Annotated in this window: 13 protein-coding genes, 1 tRNA gene and 1 pseudogene; 13 read left to right on the top strand and 2 right to left on the bottom strand. The window is 63.6% G+C overall.

Going from position 1 to position 14,644, the window contains the following annotated elements:
* Positions 1-74 precede the first annotated feature (74 nt).
* Positions 75-284, bottom strand: a pseudogene (locus DFR67_RS31550) (AfsR/SARP family transcriptional regulator); the annotation flags it as partial.
* Between DFR67_RS31550 and DFR67_RS05065 the strand changes: the two are divergent.
* From DFR67_RS05065 to DFR67_RS05040, 6 genes are all read left to right on the top strand, one after another.
* Positions 285-1,274 (top strand): hypothetical protein, encoded by a 990-nt coding sequence (locus DFR67_RS05065; protein ID WP_146240372.1) that lies wholly within the window; start codon positions 285-287, stop codon positions 1,272-1,274.
* Positions 1,275-1,451: 177 nt separating this feature from the next.
* Positions 1,452-2,441: a glycoside hydrolase family 26 protein gene (locus DFR67_RS05060; protein ID WP_110468359.1), complete on the top strand. Its 990-nt coding sequence runs from the start codon at positions 1,452-1,454 to the stop codon at positions 2,439-2,441.
* Positions 2,438-3,682: a PP2C family protein-serine/threonine phosphatase gene (locus tag DFR67_RS05055; protein ID WP_110468358.1), complete on the top strand. Its 1,245-nt coding sequence runs from the start codon at positions 2,438-2,440 to the stop codon at positions 3,680-3,682. Before DFR67_RS05060 ends, DFR67_RS05055 begins: the two co-directional genes overlap by 4 nt.
* Positions 3,679-5,658: a glycosyltransferase gene (locus DFR67_RS05050; protein WP_110468357.1), complete on the top strand. Its 1,980-nt coding sequence runs from the start codon at positions 3,679-3,681 to the stop codon at positions 5,656-5,658. The genes DFR67_RS05055 and DFR67_RS05050 overlap by 4 nt, the downstream gene beginning before the upstream one ends.
* Positions 5,658-5,996: an STAS domain-containing protein gene (locus DFR67_RS05045; RefSeq protein ID WP_110468356.1), complete on the top strand. Its 339-nt coding sequence runs from the start codon at positions 5,658-5,660 to the stop codon at positions 5,994-5,996. Before DFR67_RS05050 ends, DFR67_RS05045 begins: the two co-directional genes overlap by 1 nt.
* Positions 5,986-6,411 carry an ATP-binding protein gene (locus tag DFR67_RS05040; protein WP_110468355.1) on the top strand — a complete coding sequence of 142 codons (426 nt, stop codon included), beginning with the start codon at positions 5,986-5,988 and terminating at the stop codon, positions 6,409-6,411. Before DFR67_RS05045 ends, DFR67_RS05040 begins: the two co-directional genes overlap by 11 nt.
* 10 nt (positions 6,412-6,421) lie before the next feature.
* Here the strand turns inward: DFR67_RS05040 and DFR67_RS05035 are convergent.
* Positions 6,422-6,495: transfer RNA gene (locus DFR67_RS05035), tRNA-Leu, on the bottom strand.
* A 150-nt stretch (positions 6,496-6,645) separates the two neighbouring features.
* On the opposite strand from DFR67_RS05035, the gene DFR67_RS05030 reads away from it, so the two are divergent.
* From DFR67_RS05030 to DFR67_RS05000, 7 genes are all read left to right on the top strand, one after another.
* On the top strand, positions 6,646-7,320 hold the full coding sequence (locus tag DFR67_RS05030; RefSeq protein WP_110468354.1) for a TetR/AcrR family transcriptional regulator: 675 nt from the start codon (positions 6,646-6,648) through the stop codon (positions 7,318-7,320).
* 15 nt (positions 7,321-7,335) lie between these two features.
* Positions 7,336-8,514: an oxygenase MpaB family protein gene (locus tag DFR67_RS05025; RefSeq protein WP_110468353.1), complete on the top strand. Its 1,179-nt coding sequence runs from the start codon at positions 7,336-7,338 to the stop codon at positions 8,512-8,514.
* 4 nt (positions 8,515-8,518) lie between these two features.
* Positions 8,519-9,688 (top strand): SRPBCC family protein, encoded by a 1,170-nt coding sequence (locus tag DFR67_RS05020; protein WP_110468352.1) that lies wholly within the window; start codon positions 8,519-8,521, stop codon positions 9,686-9,688.
* 85 nt (positions 9,689-9,773) lie between these two features.
* Positions 9,774-12,062, top strand: coding sequence for an MMPL family transporter (locus DFR67_RS05015; RefSeq protein ID WP_110468351.1), 2,289 nt, complete (start codon positions 9,774-9,776; stop codon positions 12,060-12,062).
* Positions 12,013-12,729 (top strand): TetR/AcrR family transcriptional regulator, encoded by a 717-nt coding sequence (locus tag DFR67_RS05010; protein WP_110468350.1) that lies wholly within the window; start codon positions 12,013-12,015, stop codon positions 12,727-12,729. The genes DFR67_RS05015 and DFR67_RS05010 overlap by 50 nt, the downstream gene beginning before the upstream one ends.
* 30 nt (positions 12,730-12,759) lie before the next feature.
* Positions 12,760-13,521 carry an SDR family NAD(P)-dependent oxidoreductase gene (locus DFR67_RS05005; protein ID WP_110468349.1) on the top strand — a complete coding sequence of 254 codons (762 nt, stop codon included), beginning with the start codon at positions 12,760-12,762 and terminating at the stop codon, positions 13,519-13,521.
* 147 nt (positions 13,522-13,668) lie between these two features.
* Complete coding sequence (locus DFR67_RS05000) at positions 13,669-14,541, top strand: Bax inhibitor-1/YccA family protein (protein WP_110468348.1); 873 nt, start codon at positions 13,669-13,671, stop codon at positions 14,539-14,541.
* Positions 14,542-14,644: the final 103 nt, after the last annotated feature.

The following is a 14,644-nucleotide window of genomic DNA, read 5'->3' as shown; positions in this document are numbered from 1 at the left end:
GAACTGCGTGATGTCGACGTTGTCGGCGTGGGTTTCGAGGCGGTACCCGTGGCATCGGTGAGAAGACGCCCTGCGCGGGCACCCCCGTCGAGGGTACGGCGCAGATTCGCGACGTAGGCGCGCAGTGACGTGATCGGTTTGGCCGGTGGGTTGTCATCCCACACCAATTCGGTCAGTCGATCCACGTCCACGCAGGTCCCGGCGTTGAGAACGAGGATCGCCAGGACGGCGCGTTGTTTTGTTCCTCCGAGCGGCAGCGGGCGGCCGGCGTCGCCGACTTCCATGTGCCCGAGCAGCAGGTATTCCACGCGCGGATTCTATGCGCGTTATGTGATCGGCGTGATGGTTCGCAGCCCGATCGTACCGGCGTCCGGAGTAGCCGGTCGCTTCACCGCGGACACAGGCGGAACTCGAGTACATATCGCTTTGAATCGGTGTCGCACGTTTTCGCAATTCGTCAACTAATTTGTGTTCTGCTGAATTTCGTCATCGTAGAAGCGAAAGATAGGGGTGTTTTGATGCTTGCCAGTTTTCGGCGGTTCATAACGGTTGGTGCAGTGGGTGCGGCGGCAATTGCGCTGGTGGCAACGCCGGTTGCGCAGGCCGAACCGGAAGCCAAACCTGACCCGTTGGCAGCGATCGAGTCGACCGAGGCGGCGCTGCCGACCGATATTCTCGGACTCATCGAGACTGCGAATGAACAATTGTCCGAACTGGGCATCGATCCATTCCTGTGGCCGACCGCCGCACTCAACTGTTCGCAGGTCCCGGGCACGCCGCTGGGCCTCGTACCTGCGGTTGCAGGTGCTGCGCCGGGTCCGACGACTCCGCCCATAGGTGATCTCTCGCTGCCCAACCCCCTCGATCCAGACAATCCTTTCGACCTCAACGCGGTCAAGAGAGGTGAGGTGCTGTACGGCTTCGTTCCGGCAGGCATAGTCAATGACAGCGGCGATAAATCCGGTATGAATGTCGCCTGGTTCAATGTCGACACATTCAAGGGTGGGTTTGTGCCGATGGGTAGTTTGACCAGCGCAGTTCTCAACCCGATCAAGTCTCAGATCGCCGAGCTCCCGGTATTGCTGAGGCCGGTGGCGAATGCGCTGATCGCGCCACTCGAAATTGCTCTGGAAGCACTTCCGCAGGCCGGAACCAGGGCAGCAATCGTCAAAACCGGTTCGGGAACGGTGCTGTCACTGGTCCTCGGGTCTGTGACCCATTCGAGTGGTACCTGCTACTTCCTGCCGACTTTGGGAATTCAGGACGTCGGCTGAGCCCGACAGAGGTCTGTGTCGCGTTCATTTGAGTGCCGAAATTGCCTGCGAGCCGAGTTGCTCGTACCTGATCGGATCAAATGGGGAACAATGGCAGATGCGTCTTGTCGGGAAAAGGACGTCGCCCGCACCGCATAATCGCGCGCGGTGGGTGGTGATCATCGACAGGGGGTGAGAATGCGATCGTTTCCGGCGTTTCGGTTGACTGCGGTGATCTGCAGCGTGCTGGCTGCATCCACAGGCTTGTTCGCATGCTCCACGGAGTCGCCGTGCACGGTCGACACGACATCCGTCGATAGTTCCGCGTCCACGTGCCTGCGGTTCGGAGTCGGTACTCCGGGTGGACTGTCTGCGGGTCAGGAGGTGGCCGCGGTGGCCGACCTGGTCGGGGAACGGCCCAGTATCGTGCTGGCCTTCGCCGACTTCACGACGGCCCCTCCGATCGCAGGTCTCGATGTCGTGCGCAACGCGGGCGCCGACCCGGTCGTCACCTGGGAACCCTGGAAGCATCTCGGCGGTGACAGCTATGACCGATCTGCGTTCACGATGGCGTCGCTCATCTCGGGGGCGCACGACGACTACCTGTACCGATGGGCCGACGAACTCGCTGCCTGGGGGCAACCGGTGTATCTGCGTTTCGCCCACGAACCGAACGGCACCTGGTATCCGTGGAGTCCGGCCGGAGGCACCTCGCCCGAAACCTACGTGCAGGCGTGGCGGCATGTGCATGGCATCTTCGCCACGAAGAACGTGCGGAACGTGCGATGGATATGGGCGCCGAACGTGATCGTCGCCGGCGAGAATCTGGTGCAGTGGTACCCCGGTGACGATGTCGTCGACGTCATCGGCATCGACGGATACAACTGGGGTACGTCGATTCCCGGCGGAGAATGGACCTCACCTAAAAACCTGTTCGGTGAATCGTTTGCCCAGATTCGAGGCTTTGCCCCCGATAAACCGATTCTCGTCACCGAAGTGGGCAGCGCGGAGCAAGGTGGCTCCAAACCCGGCTGGATCGCGGACCTCGTCGACTATTTGGAAGGAGCGGCAAACGTTTCAGGATTTGTGTGGTTCGACTTCGACAAAGAAGCCGACTGGAGGATCGCGAGTTCTCCCGGATCGGCGGCGGCCATGACCGAGGCACTGCAGAAAGCGTTGAACCGATGAGTATTGACACCCAGATCGCAGAGATCCAGCTCGTCCTTCCGCCGGAAGCCGAGGAAAGGCGATTGCGCTCTCTCGATCAGCTGCAGATTCTGGACTCTCCGCCCGAAGACCGATTCGAACGGGTCACCCGGATGGCCCGGCTCGTATTCGGGGTGCCGATGGCGTCGGTCGCGCTTCTCGATCGAGATCGATTGTGGTTCAAGATGGTGGAGGGACTGCCGTTGTCAGAGGTGCCGCGCGCCGAGACCGTCTGTCAGACAACGGTGGCGCGCACTTACACCGAGCCCGCTGATCCGGCACTGATCGTCGACGACCTGGCGCGGGTACCCGAGTTCGCCCGGCTACCGGGAGTCGGTGGCGATGGCGGTGTGAGGTTCTACGCCGGCTACCCCCTGTACGGTCCGGGTCATCAACCGGTCGGAACGTTCTGCGTCTACGACACCTCACCCCGGAACTTCGACGACTCACAGCAGGCGACATTTCGCGAACTGGCTGCTTGGGCACAACGCGAACTCGAGCGTGCCGACGATCTGGAGCGCGCGGCCGCCGTCCAACGGCAGTTGCTACCCGCCCCGATGCGTGGGGTGGACGGGTATTCGGTGCGGTCGATGTGTGCGCCCGCCTATGCCGTCGGCGGCGACTTCTACGATCACTACCTCACCGGTGACGGCGTGGTGTTCACGGTCGCGGACGTGATGGGGAAAGGGCTGGGCGCGGCGATCCTGACGGCGAGCGTCCGATCCGCATTGAGGGGCGCCTCCAAGGCGCTGGACCACGCTTGTCCGGGAACGAGTCTGGGCGAAGCGGTCTCGCTGGTGGCCAACCATGTGGCTGATGACCTCACCAGCACCGAGAGTTTTGTGACGCTGTTCCACGCCCGACTCGAGCGGTCGACGGGCAAGGTCGAATACATCGATGCCGGGCACGGGCTCGCCCTCGTCTCCCGGAAGAACGGGGATGTCGAAGCGTTGCCCGGATGCGGCCTGCCGCTGGGCGTCCTGATCGACGACGAGTGGACATCGGAGGCCGTCACCCTCGACCCCGGCGACATGCTGATCATCGTGTCCGACGGTCTCCTGGACCTGCTGTCCGAGGACAGCGACGCCGGCACGGTTGGGGACTTCGCCCGCGGGCATTCCGACCCGCAGATTCTGTGCTCCGCGGTGGCGAGCCTCGCGGCCAAATGTGCTCCACTCGACGACGTGACGGTGGTGGCGGTACGCCGGGACGACTCCGGATGACGCAGCGCCGCGTGCAGGCCGAACATGACCTCGGGACCACTCCGTCGCCGTGGCTCCGACTGTTGATCGTGGTGACGGCGATCCTCGGCATCAACTACGTGGTCTGGCGCTGGCTCGTCTCGGTGAACTGGGAAGCATGGTGGATCGCAGTACCACTCGTGGTCGCCGAGACGTACAGCCTCATCGACTCTTTGTTGTTCGGGTTGACCATGTGGCGTCTGCGGCGGCGCGGCGACCCAGGCCCGCCGCCGCAGGGTGCAACAGTCGACATCTTCATCACCACCTACAACGAGCCGATCGAGATGGTGATGGACACGGCACGTGCCGCTCTGCGCGTCCGGTATCCGCACACCACGTGGATACTCGACGATGGTGACCGACCCGAGCTGGCTCAGGTGGCCAAAGAACACGGCATCGGCTATCTGACCCGCACCGAGAGTTGGGTCGACAAACCGCGACATGCCAAGGCAGGCAATCTCAACAACGCACTGCTGCAGACAGATGGCGAGTTCATTCTCATCCTCGACGCCGATCAGATTCCCGAGCCGGAAATTCTCGACCGCACCCTCGGCTATTTCGAGGACGAGTTGATGGCGTTGGTGCAGACCCCGCAGTACTTCGTCAACGTTCCGCCCAATGATCCGCTCGGTAGCCAGGCGCCGCTGTTCTACGGGCCGATCCAGCAAGGCAAGGACGGTTGGAATGCTGCTTTCTTCTGCGGCTCCAACGCGGTGTTGCGGCGCGAGGCACTGATGCAACTGGGCATCACCGGGTACGTGCGCGCCATCGAGGAGGGCATCGAGGAATCGCTGCGTGCAGCCAAAGCGGTGATCAAGAAGACCCGCAAGCAGGTGGGAAAAGGCAACCTCGAAACGATCGTCGCATTGGACGCGGTGGACGAGGCAGTTCGGATCGCTCGCGCCGACCTCAAGGCGAAGAAGCCACTCGCCGACGTGACCTACGACTTCCAGCAGCGGGTGGACGTGGCGGCGAGGGGACTGGTCGAATCCGACATGGAGTTGATCCGGGCAGACCTCGAGGCGATCGCCGCTCTCACCGAGCTCGCCGAGCAGGAGTCGGGTGCAGCGCCTCTCGACGAGGACGCGTTCGCAGCCCTGGCCAGTCGTGATTGGTCCCCGCTCGGGGCACTGGAGTCCATCCGGGCGATGATCCGCGCGGTGGACGTCGGTCGGGACGACGAAGCGCAGCCGATGTTGCCGCTGGCGACGATCTCGGTCACCGAGGACATGGCGACCTGCATGCGACTGCACGGGATGGGTTGGCGGTCGGCCTACCACGATGAGGTACTCGCGCTCGGACTTGCGCCCGAAGACGCCAAGACCATGATCACGCAGAGGCTTCGGTGGGCACAGGGCACGATCCAGGTGATGCTGCGGGAGAACCCGCTGGTGCAGAAGGGTCTGTCGATCCCGCAGCGGCTCATGTACTGGGCCACCATGTGGAGCTATCTCGCCGGGTTCGCGGCCGTGGCATACATTGCGGCACCGGCGGTCTACCTCATCCTCGGTATTCTTCCCGTGCAGGCGTTGAGCTTCGACTTCTTCATCCGGTTGATCCCATTCCTCCTGCTCAATCAATTGCTGTTCTTCATCATCGGGCGCGGTAAGTCCACCTGGCGTGGTCAGCAGTACAGCCTTGCGCTGTTCCCGGTATGGATCAAGTCGTGCACCACGGCTTTTCGCAACGTCTATTTCAAACGCCCACTCGGATTCGCCGTGACGCCGAAGACACGGCAGAACCAGGAGGCGGTGCCGTGGCACCTCATCAGGCCTCAGCTCGTCGCCATGACCGTGTTGGTGGTGGCGTCGTTCATCGGGATCGTGCAGCTGTACCGCGGGTCGGTCTCGGTGCTCGGTGTCGGCGTGAACCTCTTCTGGGTGCTGTTCGACCTCGTTGTACTCAGTGTCGTGATCCAAGCGGTCCGCTATCGCGGGTCGACCACAGAAGGAGAATGATGACCAGCTACGAAACGCGCACCACCGCCGGGGGTGCCGTGGTTCTCCGGCCGCAGGGCAGGCTCAACATGGTCGCCGCTCCGGCAATGCGCGAACAGTTGCACAAGCTGGTGGAGTCGGGGTCGACCAAGATCGTCATCGACCTGTCGGCGACCGACTTCATCGACTCATCAGGCCTCGGCGCGCTCATCTCCGGTCTGAAGGTGGCTCGGCAGGCCGGCGGTGATCTGCGTATCGCCGCGCCGTCCAGTCAGGTCGAGTCGGTGTTGTCGCTGACCAATCTCAATCGCGTGCTGCGTTCGCATCCGTCGGCCGACAGCGCGTTCGATGTCAGCTGACACGCCGCCCGTGGTGCGGGTGCTCGAAGAGTTCGCCAAGCCGGAAACGGTGGAACGGGTGCATCAGCTCCTGTCGGAGCTGCTGACCGCAGCTCCGGTGGACGATATGGATGCGATGCAATTCGAGTTGGCTCTGGCAGAGATCGCCGCCAACATCATCGAGCACGCGACGAAGACCGATGGGGGACAGGTGTCGCTCCGTGTCGAGTTGGAAGTGCGCCCGGACAGCCTCTACGCGAACCTCTCCGACGATGGAGAGCAGGCCCGGGTGGACCTGAAATCCGTCGAGTTGCCGGACGAGTTGTCCGAGCGCGGCCGCGGTCTCGCGATTGCTCTCACCGTGCTCGACGAACTGTCGTATCGCCGGGCGGGTCATCGCAATCAGTGGACGCTGGTTCGGCATCGCACCCTGTGACTGATCTCAGTGCCCCCAGTCGGACTCGAACCGACACTTGGCGGATTTTAAGTCCGCTGCCTCTGCCGATTGGGCTATGGGGGCGAGCCGTTCGGCGAACCTCAACAGAATCTCATGGCCGTTTCACCGCGCGTGGGATGGGGCGCCACAACACCCGAGAAACGTGACATCGACCATGGTCAAGATGGGTGCCGCGTGCCATAGACCTACTTATGGAATGGCAGACTCATAGCCATGTCTGACGTTTCTTCCCGACGTAGCCGAGGCCGACCACCGGGTCCCGGGGTCGACCCCGAAGCTCGCCGCGAGCAGTTGCTCGACGCCGCCGAAGCCGAGATCGCCACTCATGGAACCGATTTTGGTCTGGCCGGAGTGGCGAGCAGGGCCGGGCTGACCCGGTCGGCGGTCTACGCCGCCTTCGCAGATCGTGACGATCTCCTGACCGAGCTGACCCGACGGCACACCGATCGCATCATCGTGGGGATCGCTTCGGCGCTCAACGACGTCGAGGAGCCCCGCGCGCAGACGCGGGCAACGGTCGACGTGCTTGCCCGCTGGATGGAAGAGAACAGCAGGCTCGCGGCCGTCCTGGCGCCCAGAATGCAGTCTGGCGTAGGGGACTCGCACGTCACAGGTTTCCTCGAACAGGTCCTTCAGGTCGGATTCGAGCAGGTCGGTGGGAATCCGCGGGCGGCAGCGCCGTGGGCGCGCGCGTTGGTGGGGGCCATTTGGACGACGGTCGCCTGGTGGGGAAAAGCGAGAACGATGGACCGTGCCGAACTCGTCGATCACGTGACCGATCTGGTCTGGGAGGGGTTCGCGGGCGCCGGCGGGGCCGGCATCCGGTTGCCGGAGATGCAGCTACCTATCTCGAACGAAGTGCGGATGCTTGACGTGCTGGAACAATAAAGACACCATGTCTTTATGGATGCTTCCGATATCACTGGTGCACTGAATTGGGACAGTGTCCGGGCACGCCACCCCGAGCTCGTGGACAAACTCGACGGCGGGCTGAGTCGGGGCGATCCGCTCGCCCAAGCGGCGATATCGGAAATGGTCGGTCTCGCTGACTTCGGATGGCGTGACGTCGTGCGGATTCTCGACGATCCTCTCGGTCGTATGGATGAGGCACCGCCAGCGTTGCGCGCACTTCTCGACGCAGCGTCGTCACCACCGCCCTGGTTCGACGAGGCGGTCGCCGAGGCAGGTGGGCGCGCGTGGTGGAAGTTCGGAACCCTGCAGTCGAGCACGCTGTACCAATCGCTGATCTACGGCTATCAGGCCCGGGGATTCGTCCGACCCTTGGTGGCCACGGGTCAGCTCGCCGACCACACCTATGACCGAGTGCTCAGCACCGGTCGCTGGGTTGCCCTCGCGACCGCACCAGGCCAGATGGCCCCGGGTGGTCAGGGTTGGTCACAGACGCTGAAGATCCGCCTCATCCACGCCATGGTGCGGCACAGCCTCCTGGCCGATGGCGAGTGGAACGTCGCCGAGTGGGGCGTCCCCATCAATCAGACCTACTGCGCGCTCACGATCGGAGGGGGGTTCTTGGCGCTGCCGATGACGGTGGCCGGCGACTTCGGAATCAAGTATTCAGCGGCCGAGCGTGAGGCGATTGCGCATCTGTGGCGCTGGATCGGATGGGTGATCGGTGTCGACGATGCGTTGCTGCCCAAGAGCTTCGCTGCAGCGAGGCAGTTGTTCGAGATCGGGGCCCAATTCGAGCTCGAGCCCGACGAGTCCTCGAAGACCCTGACCAGGGCTCTGCTGCGAGAGGGCTACCGGATCGAGCTCCCGCTCGTTCCCGGCTCGGTCACCGACGTCCTGAACGTCATGCTGCGCCCGATGCTGTCCATGTCTTTCTCGTCCATCTCGACCCGGTGGGTGGGCAGGCCTGCTGCAGGCAAGATGGGTCTGCGTCGCACGCCGCTGCATCATCTGGTGGATGTGGCACGTCCTGCTGTGCGATTGCGGGAGGTCGTCCGGGCGATCGGGTTGCTCGGCGATGAAGATCAGGTGGTGAATCGGGAGATGCGCACGGTCATGCGCGGTTTGGGAATGAACTCCGCAGAGATCGACAGAGTCAGAACGGTGGCCTGACCCGGTGCGGACGTTGGAGCTGACCCAGGATCTGCCCTGCACGATCGAGCAGGCCTGGCGGCTGATGACCGATCCGGACCAGATGAATCGGTGGTCGAGCGCCGAGATCGTCGGGAACGATCCCGGCGTCGACGATCGCTACGACCGTGCAGGTGCACTGCGTACGGTGATCACCCCGGCGCCGGTGCGGTCGGTGCTTCGGGAGGTTGTGGTCGCTGCGGCGCAGCCGGAGTGGTTCGAGTACCACGTGTACGCCGGTCCGGCGACCGTCCGACATCATCAGGGCCGCATAGACTTTTCCCGCATCGACGCCGGGTGCCGGATCACATGGACAGTCGAGATGGACTTCGTCGTTCCGGGAATCGGCGCTCTCGTCGAGCGGGGGCTCCGCGGTGAACTGGAGAAATCGCTACGCGACCTCGCGGACGAAGCCATCCGGCCGCCGGCGGATGCCCCATCTCCCGCCGCAGCCGGCGAGATTCGCTGCATTGATCTGAAACCGCTACGAGCGACAGCGATCTCGACGCTGGCCGAACAACAGTCGATCGCAGCCGAATTGCGCGTTGACGAAGATCCGAAACAGTGGTTCGCCAGGGTGTACGCAATCGTCACCGAAGAGATGATCGGTCTCGTCGACCGCGGTGTGTTGCAGTACCCCGACTGGGCACTGCGTCTCATCCCCGACTTCCACATCCACTATGCGCGAAATCTGCAGAACTACAGGTGCGGCGGCGTGGTCGACAAGCCGTGGCAGGTGGCCTGGTCGCGGTGCGAGCAGACCGATTCGAGGCGACCCATCGTGCCGATCATCGGCGGCATGCTCGCGGGAGTGCGTGCGCACATCGAGAGTGACCTGCCGAGGTCGCTCTCAGACGTATATCTCCAGAACTATCGGAATACTCACCATTACAAAGACTTCCGCGCTGACTACCTAGCCATGGCGCAGGTGTTCGGGATCGCCTCGGACCGTTTGCTGGAACAGATGCCGCAAGACTTCAAGCCGCTCTGGGTGCGGGCCTCGGTTCGCCTTCCGGCGCAGATCCGGTCGGCGTTGCTCAACAAGCGAACCTTCGACATCCCTAAACATCGACTCGCCGCGTTCGGCCACGGCTACGACATCGTCCTGGAAGCGCCGAAGACCGTCGGTGAGATCGACCTCTCCTCTGGCCCATGATCGGTCGACGCACTGATTGACGACCCTAAGATAGTGCTGTTAACTTAACGGCGATCACCCAGGAATTCACCGAAGGGAAGTCCCAGTGCTGTCGTCACTTGCTCGTGGTGTGATCTCCGCACCCAAACGTGTTCTCGGTGGCGCGCTGCTGGTGCTCATCATCTGCGGCGTGTTGGGCTCATCTGTCGCGGCCAATCTTTCGGGCGGCGGCTTCTCCGATCCAAACTCCGAGTCGGCTCAGGCCAATCAGGTCCTGAGCGACACCTTCGCGCGCGGCGGCCTGCAGGTCGTCATCCGGGTGCATCAGGACGGCACCGCGGACATCGTTGACAGCCCCACCGCACGTGCGGCGGGCGAGGCGATCGTCCGAGAACTGGATGAGATGAGCTTCGTCGAGGATCCCATCGTGTCCGCCTGGACCAACCCGGAAGCGGCGGGGGCTCTGGTCTCCCGTGACCGCGCTTCGGGTTTGGTCGTCACCACGGTGTCCGGGGGCGACAAAGAGGCAGAAGAAAACGGGAAAAAGATCGACGACCGTTTCACCGACCGGTCCTTCGCCGCGCAGTACCCCGGCGTCGACGTGCTGGTGGGCGGTCAGGCCCTGGTCTATTCGCAGGTGAACGAACAGACGAGCCATGATCTGTTCATCGCCGAAGCGATTGCGATCCCCATCAGTTTCCTGCTGCTGATCTGGGTGTTCGGCGGGTTGATCGCGGCAGTACTGCCGCTGGCGATCGGCATCTTCGCGATCATCGGAACCACCGCTGTGCTGAGGGGATTCACCGTGTTCGCGGACGTGTCCGTGTTCGCGCTGAACCTCACCACCGCCCTGGGTCTGGCGCTGGCGATCGACTACACCCTGTTGATCATCAACCGTTATCGCGAAGAGGTGCAGGGCGGGCGGGACCGCGACGACGCGTTGACGGTGACCGTGAAGACCGCGGGACGGACCGTACTCTTCTCCGCAGTGACGGTGGCGCTCTCGCTGGCTGCCATGGCGATCTTCCCCATGTACTTCCTGCGCTCGTTCGCGTACGCAGGCCTGGCGGTGGTGGCGTTGGCCGCTGCTGCCGCGCTCATCATCGCCCCGGCGATCATCGCTCTGCTCGGCCCCCGGATCGATGCACTGGACGTACGCAAACCGATCCGGAAATGGCTGGGGCGCAGCGAACCAAAGGTTCCCGAGCCCGAAGAATCCATGTGGTATCGCTCGACCCGGTTCGTGTTGCGTCACGCCGTACCGGTGGGACTGTCCGTGGTGGTGCTGCTGCTCGTGCTGGGCGCGCCGTTCCTCGGGATCAAGTTCGGTTATCCCGACGACAGGGTGCTCCCGACCTCTGCCTCCACCCATGTGCTCGGAGATGAGTTGCGCGAAGACTATGCGCAGAATGCATCTGCCACGGTCACGATCGTCATCCCGGACACCCGGGGATTCGACGACGCCGCGCTCACCGACTACGGGCAGGCTCTGTCGCAGGTCGCCAACGTGACCGCCGTAGGTACCCCCGTCGGGTCCTTTGTCGACGGGCAGGGCGCGGGCGGCCCCGGTCCGAACATGGCTGAGGGCGACGCTGCGCTGATCACCGTGTCATCCACGGTGGACCCGTTCTCGGACAGTGGACGTGACCAACTCGACGCGCTGCGCGCGGTGTCGCCGCCGGGTGATGCGACCGCGCTGTTCAGTGGTCTGGCGCAGCAGAACGTCGACAATGTCGACAGCATCATCGATCACCTGCCCGAGGTGTTCGCGGTGATCGTCGTGACCACGTTCGTGTTGTTGTTCCTGCTGACCGGGTCTGTGGTGCTGCCTCTGAAGGCGTTGGTGCTCAACGTGTTCTCGCTGACGGCGACATTCGGCGCGATGGTGTGGATCTTCCAGGACGGCAATCTCGGCGGACTCGGGACCACGACCACCGGGACGCTGATAGCCAACATGCCGGTGCTCATGTTCTGTATCGCGTTCGGATTGTCCATGGATTACGAGGTGTTCCTGCTCTCGCGGATCCGTGAGGAGTGGCTCAAATCAGGCCGCACGCGTGCAGACAACGATCACGCCGTCGCCTACGGACTGGCCCGCACCGGCCGGGTGGTCACCGCGGCCGCCCTGCTGATGGCCGTGGTCTTCGCGGGTATCGCGTTTTCCCAGGTGTCCTTCATGAGGATGTTCGGACTGGGCCTGGCCCTGGCCGTACTGATGGACGCCACCCTGATCAGGATGTTGCTCGTTCCGGCCTTCATGAAGATCGCCGGCCGGGCAAACTGGTGGGCGCCCGCGCCGCTACGCAGATTCCACGACAGATTCGGGTTGAGTGAAGAAGGTGGTCATGACAGTCGATCGACTCCGAAGACGGAGGTCTCCGCGGGGCTCAGGTGAGCAACTGCGCACGGAGATACTCGAGGCGGCAACGGAATTGCTGCTCTCCAGCGGTGACGAGTCGGCGGTCTCGATCCGGGCGGTGGCCAACCGGGTGGGAGTGACGCCGCCGTCCATTTACATCCACTTCGCGGACAAGGACGCCCTGATCGGTGAGGTCGTCGCGCACTACTTCACGCGGCTCGACGAGGTGATGAGGCAGGCAGGCGCCGAGCACGACAACACCTGGGAGGCCGCGCACGCACAGGGCATGGCGTACGTGCGGTTCGCCGTCGAGAACGCCGAGTTGTACCGGGTGGCCACCATGAAGGTCTGTGCCGAGGGCACCGACGCCGACGCAGTGCTGAGTCAATCGGCGTTCGTGCACTTCGCCGAGACCATCGAGCGCCTGATGGATGAGGGCTTCGTCGACAAGGGCGACCCCACGCCGGTGGTGATGGAATTGTGGACGGCGGCGCACGGCGTCGCAGCGCTCATGATCGCCAAGCCATATGTCGCACTGGGCGAGAACTACGAACTCGCCGATCGGGTCCTGACGTCGGTGTGTCTGGGGCGGGCGATCAAAGACGTCATCGGTGGTGACGTGGGCCCGCACGAGATCAGGACGTTCGTCCTCGAGCAGCGGTCACGAGCCGGGGACCGGATCGCACTGCCGAATCCCGAGTGAACATGTTCTAGTTTCGCTAGTGTCTGCCGCATGGGCGTACTCGATGGAAAAGTTGCACTGATCACCGGCGGCGGCAAGGGAGTGGGCCTGGGCATCGCTCAGGCACTGAGCAAAGAAGGCGCGGACATCTTCATCTGCGGACGGCACACCAAGCCGCTCGCAACTGCGACCGAACAGTTGCAGGCAAACGGGGTCCGCGCCGAATATCTCAAGGGCAACGTCAGTGACGGAGATGATTGCGCTGCGATCGTTGCCGCCTGTGCCGAGCGCCTCGGGGGTGTCGACATCCTGGTGAACAACGCCAACGACGCCATGCCCATCCCGCTGCTGGATGTGAGCGACGACGACTTCACACGGTTTTTCCAGACCGGCCCGCTGGCGGTGTTGCGGCTCATGAAGGCGTGCCATCCGCTGATGGTCGCTCGGGGAGGCGGATCGATCATCAATCTCGTGACGTCCGCCGCCGTCCGGTGGGACATGGCGACCTTCGGGCCCTATGCCGCGGTCAAAGAGGCGACAAGGTCGCTGACCCGCGCTGCGGGCTGCGAGTGGGGTAAGGACAACATCCGGGTCAATGCGATCGCGCCACACGCCATGACGCCGTCACTGCAGTGGTGGACCGACACCTACCCGGAGGAGGCCGACGCCTTCATCAAAAGCATCCCGCTCGGGCGTATCGGGGACGCGGAGGCCGATATCGGCCGGATTGCGGTTTTTCTGTCGAGCCAGGACGCCAGTTACCTGAGCGGCGTGACGATCCCTGCGGACGGCGGGCACAGTCGCTGGGGCTGAGCGCGGCGATCGGCAGCGGACAGATGCGCCGTGACCACGGGCCTCGGCCTGTCTGCAGCAAGAGTCAAGAGAAGGTAAAGTCGGAACTCGAAAGTCACATCGCTCGTTGAGCGAACATCAGTCAGTCATGAGAAGGGACCAGAAACGGTGCGTGAAAGCAGCAATCCGGTGATGCGTGGTGTTGTGCGCAGCAACCAAGGCCCAGGCGGGTACGCCGGCTTTGGCGCTGGTGCGGCCGGCGCCGGCCAGGCCGCACAGTGGAATCAGCACGCGGGTCAGCCACAGGCCGATCCGTACGCGCGTCCGGGGCAACCGGCCGGGACCCGAACCCTGACCATCGACGACGTCGTCACGAAGACCGCAGCCACCCTCGGTGTGCTGATTCTGTCGGCCGCCCTGTCGTACTACTTCACCAGTGTCAACGAGTCCTTGGCCATGCCGCTGATGCTCGTCGGCGCGCTCGGTGGCCTGGCGCTCGTACTGGTCGCGACCTTCGGTCGAAAGCAGGACAACCCGGCCATCGTGCTCAGCTACGCGGTACTCGAGGGCCTGTTCGTCGGCACCATCTCGTACGTCTTCGCCAACTGGGTGGTCGCCGGTGACGTCAGCGCCGGTGCATTGATCGGCCAGGCCGTTCTCGGAACATTCGGTGTGTTCGGCGGCATGCTGATCGTCTACAAGACAGGTGCCATCCGCGTCACCCCGCGGTTCACCCGCATGATCTTCGCCGGCCTGATCGGCGTCCTGGTGCTCATCCTGGGCAACCTGATCATCGGCTTCTTCAACGGTGGTTCCGGGCTGGGCCTGCGCGACGGCGGACCGATCGCGATCATCTTCTCGCTCGTCTGCATCGCGCTCGCCGCGTTCAGCTTCCTCATCGACTTCGATGCGGCGGATCAGCTGATCCGTTCCGGCGCTCCGTCGAAGGCGGCCTGGGGCATCGCGCTCGGCCTGACCGTCACCCTGGTCTGGCTGTATGTCGAGATCCTGCGCCTGCTGAGCTACTTCAACTCGGACTAGCATTCGACACCAGAAGAGCCCGCGACCATTCGGTCGCGGGCTCTTTTGTTTGGTTGAGGTTCAGCTCAGGCGCTCGAGGACCATGGCCATGCCTTGTCCGCCG

The sequence above is a fragment of the Williamsia limnetica genome, from assembly GCF_003217475.1.
GTDB lineage: Bacteria > Actinomycetota > Actinomycetes > Mycobacteriales > Mycobacteriaceae > Williamsia > Williamsia limnetica.
This window is presented reverse-complemented; position numbering and strand designations above follow the sequence as displayed.

Bases quoted from the DNA above. Each gene is read 5' to 3' on its own strand.
- DFR67_RS05060 (WP_110468359.1), top strand. From the start codon at position 1,452: ATGCGATCGTTTCCGGCGTTTCGGTTGACTGCGGTGATCTGCAGCGTG.
- DFR67_RS05055 (WP_110468358.1), top strand. From the start codon at position 2,438: ATGAGTATTGACACCCAGATCGCAGAGATCCAGCTCGTCCTTCCGCCG.
- DFR67_RS05050 (WP_110468357.1), top strand. From the start codon at position 3,679: ATGACGCAGCGCCGCGTGCAGGCCGAACATGACCTCGGGACCACTCCG.
- DFR67_RS05045 (WP_110468356.1), top strand. From the start codon at position 5,658: ATGACCAGCTACGAAACGCGCACCACCGCCGGGGGTGCCGTGGTTCTC.
- DFR67_RS05040 (WP_110468355.1), top strand. From the start codon at position 5,986: ATGTCAGCTGACACGCCGCCCGTGGTGCGGGTGCTCGAAGAGTTCGCC.
- DFR67_RS05030 (WP_110468354.1), top strand. From the start codon at position 6,646: ATGTCTGACGTTTCTTCCCGACGTAGCCGAGGCCGACCACCGGGTCCC.
- DFR67_RS05025 (WP_110468353.1), top strand. From the start codon at position 7,336: ATGGATGCTTCCGATATCACTGGTGCACTGAATTGGGACAGTGTCCGG.
- DFR67_RS05010 (WP_110468350.1), top strand. From the start codon at position 12,013: ATGACAGTCGATCGACTCCGAAGACGGAGGTCTCCGCGGGGCTCAGGT.
- DFR67_RS05005 (WP_110468349.1), top strand. From the start codon at position 12,760: ATGGGCGTACTCGATGGAAAAGTTGCACTGATCACCGGCGGCGGCAAG.